At 72.4% G+C, this 17,496-nt stretch carries 21 protein-coding genes and 1 tRNA gene; 11 read left to right on the forward strand and 11 right to left on the reverse strand.

Features of this window, described 5'->3' with window-relative positions:
• Positions 1–194: 194 nt before the first annotated feature.
• Entirely contained in the window at positions 195–1,079 is an 885-nt protein-coding gene (locus tag AB0J86_RS36400) for a glycosyltransferase family A protein (RefSeq protein ID WP_363862603.1), read from the forward strand.
• A gap of 80 nt (positions 1,080–1,159) precedes the next feature.
• Here AB0J86_RS36400 and AB0J86_RS36405 read toward each other — a convergent pair whose 3' ends face one another.
• The 3 genes from AB0J86_RS36405 to AB0J86_RS36415 are packed head-to-tail and all read right to left on the reverse strand — an operon-like array spanning position 1,160 to position 3,413.
• Positions 1,160–2,332: a glycosyltransferase family 9 protein gene (locus AB0J86_RS36405; protein WP_363862606.1), complete on the reverse strand. Its 1,173-nt coding sequence runs from the start codon at positions 2,330–2,332 to the stop codon at positions 1,160–1,162.
• Positions 2,329–2,853: an Hsp20/alpha crystallin family protein gene (locus tag AB0J86_RS36410; protein ID WP_363862609.1), complete on the reverse strand. Its 525-nt coding sequence runs from the start codon at positions 2,851–2,853 to the stop codon at positions 2,329–2,331. Before AB0J86_RS36410 ends, AB0J86_RS36405 begins: the two co-directional genes overlap by 4 nt.
• A gap of 38 nt (positions 2,854–2,891) precedes the next feature.
• Positions 2,892–3,413, reverse strand: a complete 522-nt coding sequence (locus AB0J86_RS36415) for a DUF2231 domain-containing protein (protein WP_363862612.1) — start codon at positions 3,411–3,413, stop codon at positions 2,892–2,894.
• 675 nt (positions 3,414–4,088) lie between these two features.
• Between AB0J86_RS36415 and AB0J86_RS36420 the strand changes: the two genes are divergently transcribed.
• Complete coding sequence (locus AB0J86_RS36420) at positions 4,089–4,394, forward strand: helix-turn-helix domain-containing protein (protein ID WP_363862615.1); 306 nt, start codon at positions 4,089–4,091, stop codon at positions 4,392–4,394.
• Positions 4,395–4,509: 115 nt separating this feature from the next.
• On the opposite strand, the gene AB0J86_RS36425 is transcribed toward AB0J86_RS36420, so the two are convergent.
• The 3 genes from AB0J86_RS36425 to AB0J86_RS36435 form a co-directional block, all read right to left on the reverse strand.
• Positions 4,510–4,884 (reverse strand): VOC family protein, encoded by a 375-nt coding sequence (locus AB0J86_RS36425; protein WP_363862618.1) that lies wholly within the window; start codon positions 4,882–4,884, stop codon positions 4,510–4,512.
• A gap of 194 nt (positions 4,885–5,078) precedes the next feature.
• Entirely contained in the window at positions 5,079–6,056 is a 978-nt protein-coding gene (locus tag AB0J86_RS36430; RefSeq protein WP_363862621.1) for an NADPH:quinone reductase, read from the reverse strand.
• Between the two features lie 189 nt (positions 6,057–6,245).
• Positions 6,246–6,920 carry a helix-turn-helix domain-containing protein gene (locus AB0J86_RS36435; RefSeq protein ID WP_363862624.1) on the reverse strand — a complete coding sequence of 225 codons (675 nt, stop codon included), beginning with the start codon at positions 6,918–6,920 and terminating at the stop codon, positions 6,246–6,248.
• A 148-nt stretch (positions 6,921–7,068) separates the two neighbouring features.
• Here AB0J86_RS36435 and AB0J86_RS36440 point away from each other — a divergent pair, with 148 nt between their 5' ends.
• Positions 7,069–7,476, forward strand: a complete 408-nt coding sequence (locus AB0J86_RS36440) for a hypothetical protein (protein WP_363862627.1) — start codon at positions 7,069–7,071, stop codon at positions 7,474–7,476.
• A gap of 22 nt (positions 7,477–7,498) precedes the next feature.
• Here the strand turns inward: AB0J86_RS36440 and cutA are convergent, their stop codons facing one another.
• A complete protein-coding gene (gene cutA, locus AB0J86_RS36445) occupies positions 7,499–7,879 on the reverse strand; it encodes a divalent-cation tolerance protein CutA (protein ID WP_363862630.1) in 381 nt (126 codons plus the stop codon).
• Positions 7,880–8,044: 165 nt separating this feature from the next.
• Here cutA and AB0J86_RS36450 point away from each other — a divergent pair, with 165 nt between their 5' ends.
• From AB0J86_RS36450 to AB0J86_RS36475, 6 genes are all read left to right on the forward strand, one after another.
• Positions 8,045–9,232, forward strand: a complete 1,188-nt coding sequence (locus tag AB0J86_RS36450) for a helix-turn-helix transcriptional regulator (protein WP_363862633.1) — start codon at positions 8,045–8,047, stop codon at positions 9,230–9,232.
• 179 nt (positions 9,233–9,411) lie between these two features.
• Complete coding sequence (locus AB0J86_RS36455; RefSeq protein WP_363862636.1) at positions 9,412–9,609, forward strand: hypothetical protein; 198 nt, start codon at positions 9,412–9,414, stop codon at positions 9,607–9,609.
• On the forward strand, positions 9,606–9,947 hold the full coding sequence (locus tag AB0J86_RS36460) for a hypothetical protein (protein ID WP_363862639.1): 342 nt from the start codon (positions 9,606–9,608) through the stop codon (positions 9,945–9,947). Before AB0J86_RS36455 ends, AB0J86_RS36460 begins: the two co-directional genes overlap by 4 nt.
• Positions 9,948–10,105: 158 nt before the next feature.
• The gene (locus AB0J86_RS36465) at positions 10,106–10,555 is read left to right on the forward strand and encodes a DUF6069 family protein (protein WP_363862642.1); all 450 of its coding nucleotides are present in this window, start codon (positions 10,106–10,108) and stop codon (positions 10,553–10,555) included.
• Positions 10,552–11,721, forward strand: a complete 1,170-nt coding sequence (locus tag AB0J86_RS36470; RefSeq protein WP_363862645.1) for a sensor histidine kinase — start codon at positions 10,552–10,554, stop codon at positions 11,719–11,721. The genes AB0J86_RS36465 and AB0J86_RS36470 overlap by 4 nt, the downstream gene beginning before the upstream one ends.
• Positions 11,721–12,335: a response regulator transcription factor gene (locus tag AB0J86_RS36475; protein ID WP_363862647.1), complete on the forward strand. Its 615-nt coding sequence runs from the start codon at positions 11,721–11,723 to the stop codon at positions 12,333–12,335. The genes AB0J86_RS36470 and AB0J86_RS36475 overlap by 1 nt, the downstream gene beginning before the upstream one ends.
• Positions 12,336–12,416: 81 nt before the next feature.
• On the opposite strand, the gene AB0J86_RS36480 is transcribed toward AB0J86_RS36475, so the two are convergent.
• Positions 12,417–12,833: a MerR family transcriptional regulator gene (locus AB0J86_RS36480; protein ID WP_363862650.1), complete on the reverse strand. Its 417-nt coding sequence runs from the start codon at positions 12,831–12,833 to the stop codon at positions 12,417–12,419.
• 120 nt (positions 12,834–12,953) lie between these two features.
• Here AB0J86_RS36480 and AB0J86_RS36485 point away from each other — a divergent pair, with 120 nt between their 5' ends.
• On the forward strand, positions 12,954–13,769 hold the full coding sequence (locus AB0J86_RS36485; protein ID WP_363862653.1) for an MBL fold metallo-hydrolase: 816 nt from the start codon (positions 12,954–12,956) through the stop codon (positions 13,767–13,769).
• A gap of 66 nt (positions 13,770–13,835) precedes the next feature.
• On the opposite strand, the gene AB0J86_RS36490 is transcribed toward AB0J86_RS36485, so the two are convergent.
• The gene (locus AB0J86_RS36490) at positions 13,836–14,813 is read right to left on the reverse strand and encodes a serine hydrolase (RefSeq protein ID WP_363862656.1); all 978 of its coding nucleotides are present in this window, start codon (positions 14,811–14,813) and stop codon (positions 13,836–13,838) included.
• Between the two features lie 968 nt (positions 14,814–15,781).
• Here AB0J86_RS36490 and AB0J86_RS36495 point away from each other — a divergent pair.
• Positions 15,782–16,360, forward strand: coding sequence for a hypothetical protein (locus AB0J86_RS36495; protein WP_363862659.1), 579 nt, complete (start codon positions 15,782–15,784; stop codon positions 16,358–16,360).
• Between the two features lie 221 nt (positions 16,361–16,581).
• Here the strand turns inward: AB0J86_RS36495 and AB0J86_RS36500 are convergent.
• Both AB0J86_RS36500 and AB0J86_RS36505 read right to left on the reverse strand, forming a co-directional pair.
• Positions 16,582–16,655: transfer RNA gene (locus AB0J86_RS36500), tRNA-Thr, on the reverse strand.
• Between the two features lie 109 nt (positions 16,656–16,764).
• Positions 16,765–17,259: a carbonic anhydrase gene (locus AB0J86_RS36505; protein WP_363862662.1), complete on the reverse strand. Its 495-nt coding sequence runs from the start codon at positions 17,257–17,259 to the stop codon at positions 16,765–16,767.
• Positions 17,260–17,496: the final 237 nt, after the last annotated feature.

A 17,496-nucleotide genomic window follows, 5' to 3' on the forward strand; every position in this document is an offset into this window, starting at 1 on the left:
ACCGAGGCCGGCCAGCGCGTCGACACCGCTCAGTTGGTGGACGAAGGTCAGTTGGTGGACGCCGGCCAGCCGGGGCAGACCGGACAGCCGGGGCACGCCGCCGCGCGGCGGGTCGACGGCGGTCGCCGGACGGACACGGGACACCTGCTGGAGACCGGCGAGCCCGCCGAGATCAGCGAGGCGGGCGGGTCGTCGTGACCCGACCGCTGGAGCCCAGCCTGCCGGACGAGTTCCCGGCCGACCGGGCGCTCGACGTGCTGATCCCGACCCGCAACCGCCCGACCGAGCTGGCGGTCACCCTCTCCGGGCTGGCCGCCCAGGCCAGCGCCGCCGGGTTCGGGGTGGTGGTCAGCGACCAGTCGGACGCCGCGCCGCCCTGGACCGACCCGTCGGTGGCCACCATGGTCCGGGTGCTGCGGCACGCCGGGCACCCGGTACGGCTCACCCGGCGGTTGCCCCGGCGCGGGCTGGCGGAGCACCGCGCGTACCTGCTCGACCAGTCGGCCGCCCGGTACGTGCTCTACCTAGACGACGACGTCTGGCTGGAGCCGGGAACGGTGGACCGCCTGCTCACCGCCATCACCGAACTGGGCTGCGGTTTCGTGGGCAACGCGGTGCACGGACTCTCCTATCTGGACGACGTCCGGCCGGAGACGCACGAGCACTACGAGGAGTGGTCCGGGCCGCCGGTGCCGGAGGAGGTACGCCCCGGCACGCCGGAGTGGAACCGGGCGCGGATCCACCCGGCGGCCAACCTGCTGCACGTCACCGCCGAGCGGCGGCTGCCGGACGGGCAGTGGCGGGCGTACAAGGTCTCCTGGATCGGCGGATGCGTCCTCTACGACCGGGCCCGGCTCCGCGCGGCCGGCGGCTTCGACTTCTGGCGCCGGCTCAGCCCCCGTCACCAGGGCGAGGACGTGGCCGCGCAGCTCGCCGTGATGCGCCGGTACGGCGGCGCCGGCATCCTGCCCAGCGGCGCGTACCACCTGGAGGCGCCCACGACGGTCACCGAACGGGACGTGGAGGCCTGGGAGGTCGTGCTCGCCGACGAGGCGGCCCGCGAGCCGGCGACCCCGTAGGCCGGGGCCGGCGCGGGCGTGCCGATCAGGGGATGCCGGTCAGCGGATGCTGCCCAGCACCGGGCGGCCGGGGCTGCCGGTCAGCGGGTGCCGCGCAGCAGCGGGCGGCCGAGGGCGCCCGCCATCGGCTCGGCGGCGGCCTGACCGGTCGGGCCGCCGCCGTCCAGCAGGTCGGCCGCCGCCTCCAGCACCTCGTCCACCGGTACGTCCGTGACGAAGGACTCCTGGTGGGCACAGTCGCCGCCCGGGCGGTACGGGTAGATGTCCCGGCTGCAGTCGACGCCGCAGATCGGGCAGTTGATGGTCCAGGAGGCGATCGGCCGGTGCCGGGCGCGCAGCGGCACCGCGCAGTTGATGATGTTGCCGACCCAGAAGATGCCGACGGTCGGGGTGTCCACCGCCGCCGCCACGTGCACCGGTCCGGTGTCGTTCGAGACGACCAGCCGACAACCCGCGTAGAGCCCGATCAGCCCGCCCAGCGACAGCTGGCCGGCGAGCGACCGTACGGGTCCGCGCGCCCGGTCGGCCACCCGCTCGGCCAGTTCCCGCTCCCCGGCGCTGCCGGTGACCACGACCTCGTACCCGGCGGTCGCCAGCTCTGCGGCGACCTCGGCGAAGCGCTCGGCCGGCCAGCGCCGGCGCGGGTCGCTGGCCCCGGGGTGCAGGGCGACGCGGGGGCGTACCGGCTCGCCGGCGACCGCCGCCGCCTCGTCCAGGTCCGCCCCGGTCACCGCGAGCCGGGGCGCGAGCCGCAGCGGCTGCGCCCCGACCAGGCCGACCGCCTCCAGGTAGCGGACGATCTCGGGCTGGTAGAAGACGTACCGCATCCAGCGGTCCAGCGGTGGTGCGTCCTCGGCGCGCAGGCCCGCGGTGACCCGGGCCCCGAGCGCCGCGACCAGGGGATTCGAGTTCGCGCCGCCGCCGTGCAGTTGCAGGGCCAGGTCGAAGCGCTCCCGCCGGGCGTCCGCCAGGAAGTCGACCATCGCCTCGGCCGGCTCGGGCGAATCGCCGGGCACCGGCGCCCGGATCCCCTCGACGGGCGGTACCACCAGCACCCGGTCGACCGGGCCGGGCCGGTTCCGCAGCAGGCTCTCGTGCCAGGGCGCGCCGAGCAACACCAGTTCGGCGTACGGGTAGCAGGCGCGCAGCGCCTCCAGCGCGGGCAGTACGAAGATGAAGTCACCCAGCGCGTTGGCCCGCAGGACCGCGATGCGCTCGACGTCGGGGACGATGTCCCGTACCCGCCCGATCACCCCACCTCCGGCTGGTGCATCTCCCGGTCGGCCGCCGGGTCCACCGGGTGCGGGCGGCCGGCACCGCCGCTGCCGCCGTCGTACGGGGGTCGGCCGACCGTGATGGTGCGCCGCTGGGCCTGCGCCGAGCGGGGAACGGTGACGGTCAGCAGCCCGTGGTCCATGACGGCGTCGATCTGCCCCGCGTCGGCCTGGGCGGGCAGGGTCACCCGGTACTCGAAGCCCCGCACCCGCGAGCCGGTGCCGGGCATGCCCTGGTCGGCGTTGACCTCCTCCTCGGAGCGGGCCCGGATGCAGAGTTCCCGGTCGTCGAGTTCGAGCGCCACCTCCTCGGGCGCCACCCCGGGCAGCCGGGCGATCACCGCCCACCCGTCGTCGATCTCGCGCAGCTCCACATCGGGGGTACCGCCGCCGGCTCCGACCAGCGCCGAGCCGACCAGCCGGCCCAGCTCCGCCCGGAGGGCGTGCAGCTCGCCCCGGGGATCCCAGCCGTGGTTCGACCATCGGGTCGGGTGTGTCATCCGCGTGCCTCCGCTCGGTTCGCGTCCGGGGCGCGGCGTCAGCCGGCGCTCTCGGGGTGCCGGAGCCGCTCCGGCGCCGACTGGGCCTGCGCGAGCAGCGAGTTGGAGGCGTTCAGATCGGCCTCCCGGTCCACCCCGACGCCGAGCCGGTCGACCAGTTCGCCGCCGAACCAGGCGCCCAGGCCGACGCCGATCATCGCCACCAGCTCGATGGCGATCAGCCCGCCCCCGGCGCCGCGCCGGTCGGCGGCGAAGCGCACCGCCCAGATCCCGGCGAAGAGCAGGATCACGCAGGTGTTGATGAGGGCGTGGGTGACGCCGATCCGTTTGGCCCGGGTACCGGCGGGGATGGCGAGCAGGTCGACCGCGCCGGCCGCCATCGCGAGTACGCCGACGACCACGCCGACCACGATGTTCCAGTACGCGACCTCACCGAGGAAGTCGGGCCCGCCGACCACGTCGACCACGTCGAAGATGACCGCGGTGACCAGGAGTGCGGCGGGGAACATCACCAGCATCGGGTGCACCGGGTGGCCCAGCGCCTTGAGTCGGCTCTCCACGGGACCATTCTGCCGACAAAACCCAAAGATGTCCGGGATCGACCCAATTTGCCGGCCGCGAATCTGGGCGCCGACGGACCAGCCGGCAACCTGCCGCCAGGGCGACTCCAACGGTCACGCCCCGAGCGGGCGGTGCGCATCGGCGGCCGGAAACGCCGGAACTCGACCGCCGGGCAGGTCGGAACCTCGAAGTGCCGCCGAGAAAATCTGGGCTGTCTGGACTAGAGATCCTCGCGCCGGGTGCTAACATTCCTGTGGTCGCCAGGTTAGACAAAGACGCAGACGCACCGCCCGGCCGTGGCGGCACGACGGGCGCGCAGCAGGAGTCAGGGCAGTCTCAGGACTCCGGCTGACCGTTCCACCCCGGTGCGGGGGCCACCGAGTCAGGAGGCCCCGCACCGGGAAGCACCTAGGCAAGAGATAGAAGCAGAGGAAAGGGAGGGCCGTACACCGTTGGATCGCCCGCCACCGGCTGTCGTTCATGCCGGGCGGACACCGTAGGTCCCCCGAACGGGAGGTGGTCTCCGGTCACGCTTATGCGATCCCCGCACCCGACCCCGATAGAGGTGGCGGGCGCGGATACGAAGGCCGACGTTTCGGTCGGTGAATGGTGTTTCTGACCCCTAACCCTGGGCCCCGGCGCTTACGCGCCGGGGCCCTCGACATGGAGGTGGCATGGGCCGAGACCCCGATGACATGTTCGGCGACGAGAACTACCCCGCCTACACGATCGGCCAGGCCGCCGAGATCGTCGGTACGTCACAGGATTTCCTACGCAGGCTGGACGAGGCGAAACTGATCGATCCGCACCGTTCGGGCGGCGGGCATCGGCGCTACTCCCGCTACCAGCTTCGGCTGGCCGCCCGGGTCCGCGAACTGGTCGACCAGGGCACCGCCCTGGAGGCGGCCTGCCGGATCGTCATCCTTGAGGATCAGCTCGAAGAAGCCCTGCGACAGAACGAAGAACGCAGGCGCGACTGAACCCGCCCGTTCGGGGGCACGCCCCCGGCACCCGACGCCGCACGGTCCCTCGCACCCTGAGGGACCGTTTGTCAGCCGAGACGAGGCACGCCAGCGGCAGGGCCTGCCGGTCTTCTCAGTCCTGGCCCCAGACCAGGCAGAACGGGTGCCCGGCCGGGTCGGCGTAGACCCGGAATCCGGAGTTGCGCCCGCCGCCGCCCTGGAGCAGCCGGGCGCCCAGCGCGAGCACCCTCGGCTCCGCCGCCCCGATGTCGGCCACCTCGACGTCGAGGTGCATCTGCTGCGGGAAGCCCGGGTCCGGCCAGCGCGGCGGCCGGTACCCCACCACCTCCTGGAGGCAGAGTCTCGGCTCCCCGTCGCGCCCGTCCAGGATGATCCAGTCCGAGGGGCTCCCGGGTCTGCGGGTCAGGCCGGTCAACTCGGCGTAGAAGGCGGCCAGCACCTCGGCGTCGGGACAGTCGAGAACCACCGCGTGCAGCCGCCCGATCATGGGTTCAACTCCGTTCGCCACGGTCGCCGCCACCGGTTCGAGGCAGGCGTCAGGTCGCCGGCTACCCACCGGTACGACCGTCTGGCAGACCATATCGGCATCGCCCGGCGGAACGCCGCGCGCGTCACACGTACCCGTGCTGAGCTGGGCCTCCGCGCCGACCATGCAGATGATCTTCTATCCAGCGGAAGCGCTCAGGAGAGGCCGACGAGGATCCTGCCACGGCTGCCCGACTCGACCGCCCGATGCGCGGCGGCGACCTCCTCCAGCGCGCAGACCCCGCCGATCGCGATGGTCAACGCGTCGGCCGCCGCGAGCGTGGTGAGATCGCGTACGGCCGCCTGCCGGGCCTCCCGGGGGAAGTTGTCGCTGCCGAGCAGCCGCAGCGTCGCGTTGGCGTAGAGCAGCGGCCAGAACGGCAGGCCCGGCTGGCCCTGCGGCGAGGAGTAGACGGCGATCACCGCGTCCGGCGCGACCACCCGCGAGTCGAGTTCGGCGTTGGCGGAGAGGGCCACCTCGATGATCCGGTCGACGCCCTCGCCGGAGAGGTCGCGGATCTGGGTGGCCGGGTCGGCGCCGTCGAGCGCCACCACGTGGTCGGCCACGCCCGGCGGGACGTCGCGCACGTCGGACATCCGGCGGACCGTGCCGATCACCGTCGCCCCGTCCCAGCGGGCGAGCTGCGCGGCGAGCGAACCCACCGCGCCGAGCACCCCCTGTACGAGCACCCGCTTGCCGCGCACCGGACCGTCCCGGAAGACCGCCCGGTGGGCGGTGATCCCGGGGATGCCGAGGCTCGCGCCGACGTCGTCGCTGACCTGGTCCGGCAGCGGTACGGCCAGCCGCTCCGGCACCACCGTCGCCTCGGCCGCGGTGCCGCAGGGGCGGTACGACTGCGCGCCGTACACCCAGACCCGCTGCCCGACCCGCCCCCGGTCGGCCCCCGGCCCGACCGCGTCGACGACGCCCGCGCCGTCGCTGTGCGGCACTACCCGCCGGTACGGCATGCCGGACCCCGTGCCGCCCTGGCGCTTCTTCACGTCGCCCGGGTTCACTCCCGACCGGGTGAGCCGGACCCGCACCTCGCCCTCGCCGGGCTCGGGATCCGGCAGCTCGCCGACCTGGAGCACCTCTGCCGCCGGCCCCTGCCGGTCGTACCACGCCGCGCGCATGCGCCACCCCCGATCTCGTACCGCCGACCTCGCCCCGACCGGTGGCGCGCCGCCACCCGGCTATCCCGATCGTCCCCGGGTGCGGTGGCGGGCGGGCGGAGTTCCGGAAGTAGGGCCGCGTCGGCGGCCGAGCGGCCCGGTACGGAATCCGGCGCTGTCGGCCGCGCGGGCGGGCGCTTCCGGTTGGCCCTACGTACGGTCCTCGACGGGGACCGGTTGCGGCAGCGGGAACAGCCGGCGCCACCTCTCGACCACGGAACGGTCCCCGTCCAGCCGGGCCGCGCCGCCGGCGAGCACCTCGTCGAGGGACCGATCGGTGCGGAGCAGGGTGAGCACGGTGGGCACGTCGCACTCCAGCGTGGCGTCGGGCCGGTCCAGCCCGCCCCGGCCGATGTCGATCCGCCCGTCTTCGACCACCACCCGGAAGTCGTCCTCGCCGAGGCGGAGCGCGAGGGTCGCGGTGAACCCGGCGGCGGCAGCGGTGTCGAACAGGGCCTTGAGCGAGAGCAGCACCGAGTCCGTCCCGACCGGAGCGTCCGGGCGTAGTCCCGGCGAGCGAGCACCCCACCGCCCCAGGGATTCGACCAGCGGCTCCAGCTCCATTCCCCAGCTGGTCAGCTCGTAGACCCAGGACGCGGCGGGCCGGGCCAGCCGGCGGCGACGCACGACCCCGGCCGCGGCGAGTTCCCGCAGCCGCAGAGTGAGCATGTCGGTACTGACCCCGGGCAGCCCGGACAGCAGGTCACTGAAGCGCTTCGGCCCGAGCAGCAGCTCCCGGACCACGAGCAGCGACCATCGCTCCCCGACCAGGTCCAGGGCGTGCGCGATCGCGCAGCCCTCGTCGTACTTCCGCTTGCCCACCACGCCAGGAAGGTTAGCAGCTTCGGTAGGAGAACTCGTCTTAGTACTTGGTTTTTCCAAGCGAGTACCAGTAATGTCCAACCGTCCGCTTCGGCTGGACCGGGCCTACGGCCCCGCCTGACCGCGCCCAGACCATCCAAGGAGGCAGCTCATGCCCGTGTTCACCATCGACGTCCCCGAGGGCGCGGCACCGGCCGCGAAGCACAAGATGCTGCACGAGATCACCGAGGCGCTCGACGAGGCATACCAGATCCCCGACACCCGCGGCTGGGTGCGCGAGTACCCGGTGGAGAACGTCTCCCAGGACGGGCGGGTCGGCGCCGAGCCGGTACGCCCGGTCTGCTCGCTGGAGGCACCCGAACTGTTCCGTTGGGATGCCAAGCGCAAGCTGGTGCAGAAGATCGAGTCGGCCATCGCGGACGCCTACCAGGGCATCGCCAACACCGACGAGGTACTCGTCCTGATCAACGAGTTCCCGCTGCACAACGTGGGGTGGCGGGCCAGCCTGCAATCCGACAAGCCGGAGATCGTGGCCGCCGTGGCGAAGGCCAACGGCTAGCAGCAGGTACCCGTGGAGTCCGCTACCGCTGCGGGTTGGCGGACTCCACGGGCAACCCGGCCTCGTCGTCTCGGCTGGGCGAGGCGTCGGAGACCGTCCGGTCCAGCCATTCCAGGTACGCGGCAGAGCCCCGGACGATCGGGGTGGCGCTGAGCTGCGGATTGCGCCACGGATGCCGTTCGAGCAGGTGTGCCTCCAGCGCCTCGTACCGGCTCGCGGTCGTGTAGAGGAGCAACCGCCACTCCTCGCCGGCGCCCTGCTCACCGAGATGCCAGAAGACGCTGGCAACCGGACCGAGCACCTGCGCGCTGCCGGCCAACCGTGCCGCCACGGCCGATTCCGCCAGTTCGACCGCCGCTTCCCGGGTCTCGGTTGCCGTCGCCACCTCTAGGTACTCCGTCACCCGGCGAGCCTATTCACCGACGGGAGGTGCGTGGCCCCGGCTCGCGGTAGCGGTAATCGACCGGTGACCGTGCGGTGATCGAGGTGTACCTTTCGATGTGGCGGCGCCCGTGGCACCGGCTGGTCTGCCGCCGTCCGTCCGCGATGTGTGAGGTTGGGCCCGGCCATGACCACAGCAGACACGATCGGCGCACGCATCAGGTACTGGCGCCTCCGCCGCAGAGGGATGACCCAGGCCGTGCTCGCGGGGCTCGCGGGACTCTCACAGCCCTACATTTCACAGATCGAGGCGGGCCACAGGGGCATCGAGCGACGATCCACGCTGGTCGCCATCGCGGCGGCGCTACAGGTCACGGTCGCCGATCTGCTCGGTCAACCCGGCGATCCGACCGACCCGGTCAAGGCCGGCGCCGCGGACCTGGTTCCGGCGATCTGGACCGCCCTCATCGAGATCGAGGAGGGCGAACGGCGCGCCCCGACCGCGACGATGGAAGAGACCAAGGCCACCATCGCGCGCAGCATCGAACTGCGGGACCAGGCCGAGTACGGCACGATGTCCCGTCTGCTGCCGGACCTGCTGAGGGAGGCGGCCGCGCACGGCGGGGAGATGTTCACGCAGGTCGCCTACCACGCCTCGGCGTGCCTACGGCACCTCGGGTATCGCCATCTGGCGCTGTCCGCCGGCCGGATGGCGCTGGCCGCCGCGCAGGAAGCCGAGTCCCCGGCGTGGATCGGCGCGGCCCGCTTCGCCTGTACGCAGGCGCTGCCGATCGAGGCGGCGGGGGTCGCGAGTCGGGTCGCCGGCAGAGCCCTCAACGATTTGCAAGGTGGCGCCGCGTCGCCCGACGTACGCCAGATCCTCGGTCAGCTGCATCTCGCGGCGGCGTTCACCTCCGCCGTGGACGGCCGGGTCGACCACGCCCGCGCGAATCTGGCGGAGGCCGCCCGCGAGGCCGACAGCCTGGGCGACCCGCAGGACGGGGCCGGCTTCAACCAGTGCTGCTTCGGCCCAACCAACGTCAAACTCTGGGACATGTCCATCTCGGCCGAGCTCGGCGAGCATGGCCGGGTCATCGAACTGGCCCGCACCTTCCGTCCCGACCCGCTCCGGGCGGCGAACCGACATCAGTCGTACTGGCTGGACCTCGGCCGGGCGCTCGCGCAGTCGGGGCGTACCGACCGGGAGGCGTTGGTGGCATTCATGCGCGCCGAGCGGGCAGCACCCGCGCTCTTCGCGATGAACCCGCTGGCCCAAGACACGGTCGCGGCGATGGTACGTCGGGCCCGCCGCCGCTCGGTGTCAGAGGATCTTCGGGTGCTGGCCCGCCGCGTCGGCATCGAGGTGAACGCATAACAGCAGGCAATGCGGCGCGTTCACACTCTCCGTAGTTTCTCGACCACGGGCGCGCTAGCCGGCGGTATCTGACCGGCACCGGTACGACTGGTGTCGCGTCCGGTCAGTCGGGTGCGGAACCCGGTCTCGCTCCCCCGAGAGCCGGGTTCCGCACCTTCCGCTGCGGACCGGGGACGACGATGAACGCAGAGAAAGCCATTGAAGACGCGATCGAGGACGCCCACGAGACCATGCGGGTACACCTCCCCGCCGATGGACACTGGTGCGACGTTTGCGGCGAGCGACATCCCTGTACGCGTCGCCGCGACGCCCGCAGCCTGCTGATCCGTACCGGCCGCCTCGTGCTGGTCGGCACCATCGGAAGGCGGGCGAGATGAACGGTCACGGCGCCTGCGAGCCCGAGCCCACGGCACACCACGGGCACTGCGACTGGACCGACGAGCGGCCGAACGCCCCGGCCGCCCGGCTGCCCGACCTCCCGGACGGCACCCACCTCGCGCTCGCGCCGTACGAGTGGTACCCCAGGGTCGGGGTACGCGGCCAGGCCGAGCTGCATCTCTGGCTGGTGGACGCCCAGCCGCTCAACACCGAGCTGGCCTGGGTACGCGGACACGGCCTCGAATGCTCCTGGGACTCCTCCGACTGCGACCTGCCCTGGTGCCGGGAGATCCTGGTGACGATCAGGGCCCTGCACCGGGCGGCCGGCGGAGCGTGACGCCGCCGGTACCCCGGCAGCCGCAGCCCGCCGAGCGGCCCCCGACAGGACATTCGTCCTGCGGAACCCGGGATTCCTGAGCCTGCCGCCGCCCGCCCCCGGCTCCGTAGCGTCATTGCTCGACAGCACGACAAGTGCTCCGAAGGGGAGGAAGAGCGATGACTGAGGCAATGCGCATCGACCGGCCGGCGGTACGGCGGCCCCGGGTACGGCGGGCGGTCACCCTGGCGGTGGCGGCGCTGGCCGGGCTGGTCGTCTGGGTGGTCGGCGTCCCGCTCGCCGGGGTCGAGCTGACGGTCGGCTCCGGCGCGTCGGCGCAGTCGGTGGGACCCGCGTCGGTGCTGGTCACGCCGCTGCTGGTGGGTGGCGTGGGGTGGGCGCTGCTAGCGTTCCTGGAGAGCCGGTCCGCGCGCGGTCGCCGGATCTGGCGGATCATCGCCTGGACGGTGCTCGCGGTGTCACTCCTCGGACCGGTCGGCATGGGGGCCGGCGGCGGCGTGCTCGTCACCCTGCTCGCCATGCACCTGGTCGTCGGGGTGACGCTGATCTTCGGGCTCGCGCCGGCCACGGCCGACCCGTCGCGCGACGCTGGGCGGGTGACCCGATGAGGACGTACGGGAAGAGCCGCGACTGCCTCGAAACCGTGCCCGTGCTGACGTGGGTCTCGCGGCACCCCGGGCCGTGGTTCGCGCTGATCTGGGCGCCGATGCTGCTGGTCGCGCCGCTCGTCGGCGCGGCCGCCGGCGGGCAGGGGGCCAGGGCGGCGTACCTGGTCCTGCTCGGGGCGGCCTACGCCGCCACCGTCTGGCTGCCGTTCCGCGTCCACGATCGACGGTACGCCGAACTGATGCTCCTGCTCCTCGTCCTGCTCGCCACCGGCTACCTCGTGGCGTGGCGTACCGATCGGGAGTTCCTCTTCCCGCTGCTCGCCATCGCGGGGGCCGTGGCGGTGCGGGAGCGGGCGGCGCTGGGCCTGGTCGGCTCGCTCACCTTCAGCGGGGCGCTCGCGGTCGGGCTGGAGACCGGCTCGTTCTCGACCGCGCTCGCCCTCGGCTTCGCGACCTTCTTCGCCGGGGCGGCGACCTTCCTGGTGCAGTACCTCGTGGGCGTCGTCAGCGAGCTGACCCGCACCCGGGAGCAGCTCGCCCGCGCCGCCGTCGCCGAGGAGCGGCTGCGCTTCTCCCGCGACCTGCACGACCTGCTCGGGCACACGCTCTCGCTGGTGGTGGTGAAGGCCGAGGCGGTGCGGCGGCTGCTCGTCAAGGACCCGGAGAAGGCCGTCGAGCACGCCCGGGACATCGAGACCATCGGCCGGCAGGCCCTCAAGGAGGTACGCGAGGCGGTGAGCGGGTACCGCTCGGTGCGCCTGGCCGAGGAGTTGGCGAGCGCCCGTACCGCGTTGGCGGCCGGCGACGTGCGGGTGGAGGTGACCCCGCCCCCGGTCGAGCTCGACCCGCGGGTCGACGCGCTGCTCGGCTGGGTCGTCCGGGAGGGTACGACGAACGTGCTGCGGCACGCCGCCGCGAGCAGTTGCCGCATCGCGGTGGAGTTCGATGGCAGGGTCGCCAGTGTGGAGATCGTCAACGACGGCCGTGGCGACGCGGGCGGCAAGGGAAGCGGGCTGCACGGCCTACGCGAGCGGGTAGCCGACCTCGGCGGCGAGCTGACCGTGTCGGCGAGCGCCTCCGGGTTCCGCCTGGCCGCGACCGTGCCGGTACCCGAGACGGCGGAACCGGCGCCCGAGACGGCCGGACACGCGGCGGGCCGGTCCTGATGGCCGCCACGACGAGGATCCTGATCGCCGAGGACCAGGGCATGATGCGCTCGGCGCTGGCGAGCCTGCTCGACCTCGAAGAGGACATGAACGTCGTGGCGACCGTCGGCCGGGGCGACGAGGTGGTGGCGGCGGTACGGCAGGAGCGCCCCGATGTCGTACTGCTCGACATCGAACTGCCGGGCCGCAGCGGCCTCGACGTGATCGGCGACGTGCTCCGTACGGTCCCCGGCTGCGTCGTCATCGTCGTCACGACCTTCGGCCGCCCCGGCTACCTCAAGCGCGCCCTCGAATCCGGAGCGAAGGGATTCCTGGTCAAGGACAACCCGGTGGAGGAGCTGGCCGGCTCCATCCGCCGGGTTCTCGCCGGCGAGATCGCCGTCGACCCGCACCTGGCCGCGCAGGCGCTCGTCGCCCGCCCGAACCCGCTCTCCGAGCGCGAGCGGGAGGTGCTGAACGCCTCGTCGGGCGGCGCGACCATCGCCGACATCGCCGCCCGGCTGCACCTCTCGGCGAGCACCGTCCGCAACTACCTGTCGTCGGCGATCGGCAAGACCGACGCGCGCAACCGCGGCGAGGCCCTGAGCATCGCCCGCGACCACGGCTGGCTCTGACCGCCGCGGGCCACCTCGTCGGTGTAACCGGCGGCGACCCCGCCGGGCGGGCTCGGGCTACCCGGCGGTCGCGGGCTCGGGCTAATCGGCGGTCGCGGGCTCGCCGGTAAGGGGGCGGGCGAAGGCGGCCCGGAACGCGGGGCAGTCGACCAGCAGCTCGTGCAGGCAGGTGGAGGCGTGTTCGAGGCTGGCCCGCATCCGGTTGAGCCGCTCGATGTTCTCCTCCAGTTCCCGCGCCTTCTCCGCCATCTTCGCCCGCAGCCGGGTGTCGTCCGGGGTGGCGACCAGGAATCGGGCGATCTCGGCGATGGTGAAGCCGGCGTTCTGGGCGCAGGCGATGAACGCGAGGCGTTCGAGCACGTCGGGCCGGTAGGTACGGCGCAGCCCCCGGCGCCCGGCCGGCGAGATCAGCGCCCGCTTCTCGTAGAACCGCAGCGCCGACGGGGTCACCCCGGCCCGCTCGGCCACCTCGGCGATGTCCAGCAGCGCCTCGCCCATCACGCCTCCTCGACTCGTACCGCGCTGTGTCGTGTCGTGAACCGTCGCCTTGACGTGATCCGCGCGCTGACGTGATCCGCGCCTTGACTTGAATCGCGGTTCAAGTCAGAGGGTAGGCCCATGAAGATCCACCACCTGAACTGCGGGTCCATGCGGCCGATCGAGGCCACCTACCCGGGCCCCGCCCCCGCGCCCGCCGTCAACCACTGCCTGCTGGTCGAGACCGACTCGGACGGCCTGGTCCTGGTCGAGACCGGTCTCGGGCTCGACGACGTACGGAACCCGGCCGGGTCCCTCGACGCCAGCTGGGTCGAGACGGTCCGGCCGGTACTCGACGAGGAGGAGACGGCGGTACGGCAGGTCGCCCGGCTCGGCTACTCGCCCGACGACGTACGACACGTGATCGTGACCCACCTCGACGTGGACCACTGCGGTGGTCTGCCCGACTTCCCCGACGCCCGGGTGCACGTCCTCGCCGCCGAGCTGGACGCGGCCCTCGCGGAGGCGCCGAGCCTGCGGTACCGGCCGGCGCACTGGGCGCACGGGCCGAAGTGGGTCACCTACCCGACGGGCCCCGGCGCCGACTGGTACGGCTTCACCGCGATCCAGCCCGAGGGACTGCCGCCGGAGATCCAACTGGTACCGCTCGGCGGGCACACCGCCGGCCACACCGCGGTGGCGGTACGCGACGGCGACCGCTGGCTGCTGCACTGCGGCGACGCGTACTACTACCACCGGGAACTCGACCGGGACCACCACCCGCACCCGGTCATGGACATCGTGCAGACCCGCTCGGAGGTGCACCGCGACCTGCGGCTCGGTTCCCAGGCCCGGCTGCGGGAACTCGTCCGCGACCACGGCGACGAGGTCTCGGTCTTCTCCGCCCACGACCCGTGGGAGCTGCGCCGCCACCTGGACGGGACGGCGCTTGGATGAGAGGTGGGCCCCGGGTCGAGGCAGCCGGCCCGGGGCGCTCCCCGACGCGTGCCGGCGACGCTCGGATCAGGACCCCGAGGGGATCTTCCGCAGCTCACCCACGGTGTACTTGGCCACGTCCTCGACCATCCGGATCCCCGCGTCCATGCTCGTGTGCCGGCTGGACAGCACGGCGATGAGCCAGTCGTGCCCCGGCTCGACGAGCCGCCCGATGCTGTTGATCTCCCACCGGCCGCCGTCGGCGGCGAGCTGATCCCACCCGTTCTTGACGTAGCTCTCCGTGGTCGCCGACGTGGCGGCGGCCGTGATTCCCCAGTCCTGGTCCTTCTCGACCTGACTCATCAGGTCGAAGAGGAAGTCGCGGCTGGTCTCGTCCAGCGGCCCGTCGTCGGCCGTGACCGCGGTGAGCAGGCGGATCTGGTCCGCCGCGGTGGTCTGCGCCCGTCCCCAGCTCTCGGCGGCCGTGGTCTCCTTCATGCCGAACGCGCGATTCGCCTCGGTCAGCCCCGGTTTCCCGCCGATCCGGTTGTAGAGCGCGGTCGTCGCGTCGTTGTCGCTCTGCGTGATCGACTTCCTGGCCCGCTCGCGGTCCGTACTGCTGATCTTTGTGTTGTCCTGCTGCGCGTGCCAGAGCACGGCGGCGAGGATGTCTGCCTTGACGATGCTGGCGGTCTGGAAACGCTGCGTACCGACGGTGAGGGCGCTCCCGGTCACCCGGTCCTGGACGGCCACGGCGATCCGCCCCTTGGTCGCCTGCACGTGCGCCTCGACCCGCTGACGCACGGCGGCGAGGTAGTCCGGCGTCGGGCTGGGGGTGGGCTTGGTCGCCGTACCGGACGCCGGCGACGACCCGGAACCGTCGTCGGAGCCGGAGCCGGACATGCGCCAGATCGCACCCGCGCCGACCACGCCGCCACCGGCCAGCGCGAACGCCGCCGCGGCCAGCAGTGCCCGGCGGGAGTGGCCGGACTTGCCCGTCCGCCCCGGCGGGTCTTCACGCTGCCGCCGGCCGCCCGTCCGCGTCTCCGGCTGCCCGCCGTCCACCGGCTGTCCGTGGCCGTACACCGGCGCCTCGGGGTAGCCGCCATCGACACGCGGCCGCCGACCATCCGGCTGTCCCCCGGGATGACCGCCGGGCTGCGCCCCGGGGTAGCCGCCATATCCCCGCTGCTCACCCCCGCCGGGCTGCGCCCCCGGGTAACCCCCGTACCCGCGCTGCTCGCCACCACCGGGCTGGGCGCCGGGATAGCCGCCGTAAACCCGCTGCTCGCGCCCGCCGGGCTGCGCTCCGGGGTAACCGCCATATTCCCGCTGGTCACCACCACCGGGCTGCGCTCCGGGGTAACCGCCGTATTCCCGCTGCTCGCCACCACCGGGCTGGGCGCCGGGGTAGCCGGGACCGCGACGGGGATCAGGGGCGGGCTCAGGCCGGTCCCCGGGCCAGTTGTGCATCGATCTCTCCAATCGCATGGACACAGGCCGCCGCACATTAAACACGCTCGGGCTGTGCGGGCGCCCCGCAGGGCAGCACCGCGCACGGAGGGGCCAGGGGTGGTACCGGTCATGGCGGTCTTCAGCAGTTGTGGGCCCGTCGATGGTCGCGTCCGGCGGACCACCGCCGCCCGGCCGGTTTCCGCCTCGCCGACAACGGTGAAGCCGGGCTCGTTGTCGATGAGCACCCGGAAGTTGGCGCGTAGCAGGGCCTGGTCGTCGGCGATCACGGCCCGGGCCGGCGGACTCATGGGACGACCCCGACGGGTTGCCCTCCCGGCTCGGCGGGAGCCGCGCGACGACCCAGAAGCCGCCCTGAGCCGAATGACGGAATCGAACCGTCGACCTACGCATTACGAGATCAAGTTGACCGCCATGGCGACCTGATCGTACGGGGTCCCAGCAGCGGAATTGCTTCGCGACATCTCACACTTCTCTGTTGCTGTCCGTCGGCCTCTTGCGGACTGGGTGCGGACCGGTGACGAGGACGACGGTGGACAGGTCGGCCCTATGCTTTCCGCATGGCAAGAGAGCATGGGTTCATCGACCTGGACCAGAGGAAGGGTGATCCTGCCGGATCGGACGAGAGTCCGGGTGAACGCATGCCGTCCAGACAACGTGTGGCGCTGTACCTCGTCGGTACCTTCGCTCTCGGTGTGGCGCTTGGCGGTGTCGGTGTTGCCAAGTTCCAGGAACGCCGCGAACAACAGGCACAGCCGGCCACGGTCGCGGTTAACGCTATGGCCGGCCCAACCAGCGGGGGCACCGGACGCGACGGGAATGCCGAGGTAGACGCCCAGCTCACGGTGGTGAATGCTGGTTCCATACCGGTCATGGTTCGTCTCGTTGAAGCTCAAGAGACGGGCGTGATGGTACGCGACACCGGCCAGTCACTGTTGTTGATCCCGGGCAGCACAGACGGGATAGATGTCCGGCTGATGGTTGATTGCCGCATGGCCAGCCCGAGTCCTCTGCCGATGCGCTTCTCAGTGCAGACCCCCGACCAGCAAGCCGCCGAGCTCACCATGACGGTTGAAGTAAGCGCTTGGCGCGAGCGCGCCGACGCACTCTGTAACGCCTCGTCTGCGACGACGGAGTGACAGGCTGCATCCGGGAAGCGGATCACCTGGCCGGGGCACCTCTGAGGAGGACCGGGGTTCGGGGCCGAGCCCCGAGGTCTTCAGGTACTGGTCGCCTCAAGCGTGGCCGGCCGATGCCGGTCGGAGATCGCCAGCAGGCCAGGGGCGGCCCGGCGGGGCCCGCTTGCGGGCCGCCTTCGGAAACGACGAAGCCCAGGCCGATGACCTGGGCTTCTGTATCGAGCCGCCTGACGGAATCGAACCGTCGACCTACGCATTACGAGTGCGTCGCTCTGACCGACTGAGCTAAGGCGGCAACAGCGACTAAGTGTACGGTACGCCGGAGCGCCCCGCGCCACGGGTTTCCCGGGACGCGGGGCGGCGCGACGGGCGGGGCTCGCCGGTCTCGGCGGGCCCCGCCGACCTCACTCCTTGACCTCGCGCAGCCCTCCGGTCGTGACGTCGTAGACGAAACCACGCACCGACTCCTTCCGGGGGATGAAGGGGTCCGCCTTGATCCGGGCGATCGACTGCCGGACATCCTCGTCGAGGTCGCTGAACGCCTCCGCCGCCCAGGTGGGCTTGATCCCCACCTCCGCCGCGATGGCCGCCTTGAACTCGTCGTCGGTGAAGGTCAGCATGCCGCAGTCGGTGTGGTGGATCAGGATGATCTCGGTCGTACCGAGCAGCCGCTGGCTGATCGCCAGGCTGCGCAGTTCGTCCGGGGTCACCACGCCACCGGCGTTGCGGATGACGTGTGCGTCGCCCTCGGTCAGCCCGAGCAGGCCGTACGGGTTCAGTCGGGCGTCCATGCAGGCGAGGACCGCCACGCCGCGGGCCGGCGGCAGCGGCAGCTCCCCCTTGTCGAAGGTCGCCTGGTAGCGCTCGGCGTTGGCGAGCAGCTCATCGGTGACGGACATCGGGATCCCTCCAGCGGGTTCGGGAAATCGAGTCCCATCGACATTAAGCCGGCTATTCCTACCTGGCAAGTAGGTAAATCCACCTCGATACCCCGGCACCGACGGCGGGAGCCGCGGGTCGGCGGCAGCCGAGCCGGACGCCCGGCGAAGGCACGCCACCTGGGCGACGCGAGGGTCGGCGAAGGCACGCCACCCGGGCGGCGCGTCCGGCAGCAGACTGCGACCGCGGGCCCCCGC

The organism is Micromonospora sp. NPDC049559, assembly GCF_040676675.1.
Classification (GTDB): Bacteria; Actinomycetota; Actinomycetes; order Mycobacteriales; family Micromonosporaceae; genus JBFAPK01.

Coding starts and splice junctions, on each gene's coding strand:
- AB0J86_RS36410 (WP_363862609.1), bottom strand. CDS start 2,853: ATGACACACCCGACCCGATGGTCGAACCACGGCTGGGATCCCCGGGGC.
- AB0J86_RS36420 (WP_363862615.1), top strand. CDS start 4,089: ATGGGCCGAGACCCCGATGACATGTTCGGCGACGAGAACTACCCCGCC.
- AB0J86_RS36425 (WP_363862618.1), bottom strand. CDS start 4,884: ATGATCGGGCGGCTGCACGCGGTGGTTCTCGACTGTCCCGACGCCGAG.
- AB0J86_RS36430 (WP_363862621.1), bottom strand. CDS start 6,056: ATGCGCGCGGCGTGGTACGACCGGCAGGGGCCGGCGGCAGAGGTGCTC.
- AB0J86_RS36440 (WP_363862627.1), top strand. CDS start 7,069: ATGCCCGTGTTCACCATCGACGTCCCCGAGGGCGCGGCACCGGCCGCG.
- AB0J86_RS36450 (WP_363862633.1), top strand. CDS start 8,045: ATGACCACAGCAGACACGATCGGCGCACGCATCAGGTACTGGCGCCTC.
- AB0J86_RS36455 (WP_363862636.1), top strand. CDS start 9,412: ATGAACGCAGAGAAAGCCATTGAAGACGCGATCGAGGACGCCCACGAG.
- AB0J86_RS36460 (WP_363862639.1), top strand. CDS start 9,606: ATGAACGGTCACGGCGCCTGCGAGCCCGAGCCCACGGCACACCACGGG.
- AB0J86_RS36465 (WP_363862642.1), top strand. CDS start 10,106: ATGACTGAGGCAATGCGCATCGACCGGCCGGCGGTACGGCGGCCCCGG.
- AB0J86_RS36470 (WP_363862645.1), top strand. CDS start 10,552: ATGAGGACGTACGGGAAGAGCCGCGACTGCCTCGAAACCGTGCCCGTG.
- AB0J86_RS36475 (WP_363862647.1), top strand. CDS start 11,721: ATGGCCGCCACGACGAGGATCCTGATCGCCGAGGACCAGGGCATGATG.
- AB0J86_RS36480 (WP_363862650.1), bottom strand. CDS start 12,833: ATGGGCGAGGCGCTGCTGGACATCGCCGAGGTGGCCGAGCGGGCCGGG.
- AB0J86_RS36485 (WP_363862653.1), top strand. CDS start 12,954: ATGAAGATCCACCACCTGAACTGCGGGTCCATGCGGCCGATCGAGGCC.
- AB0J86_RS36495 (WP_363862659.1), top strand. CDS start 15,782: ATGGCAAGAGAGCATGGGTTCATCGACCTGGACCAGAGGAAGGGTGAT.
- AB0J86_RS36505 (WP_363862662.1), bottom strand. CDS start 17,259: ATGTCCGTCACCGATGAGCTGCTCGCCAACGCCGAGCGCTACCAGGCG.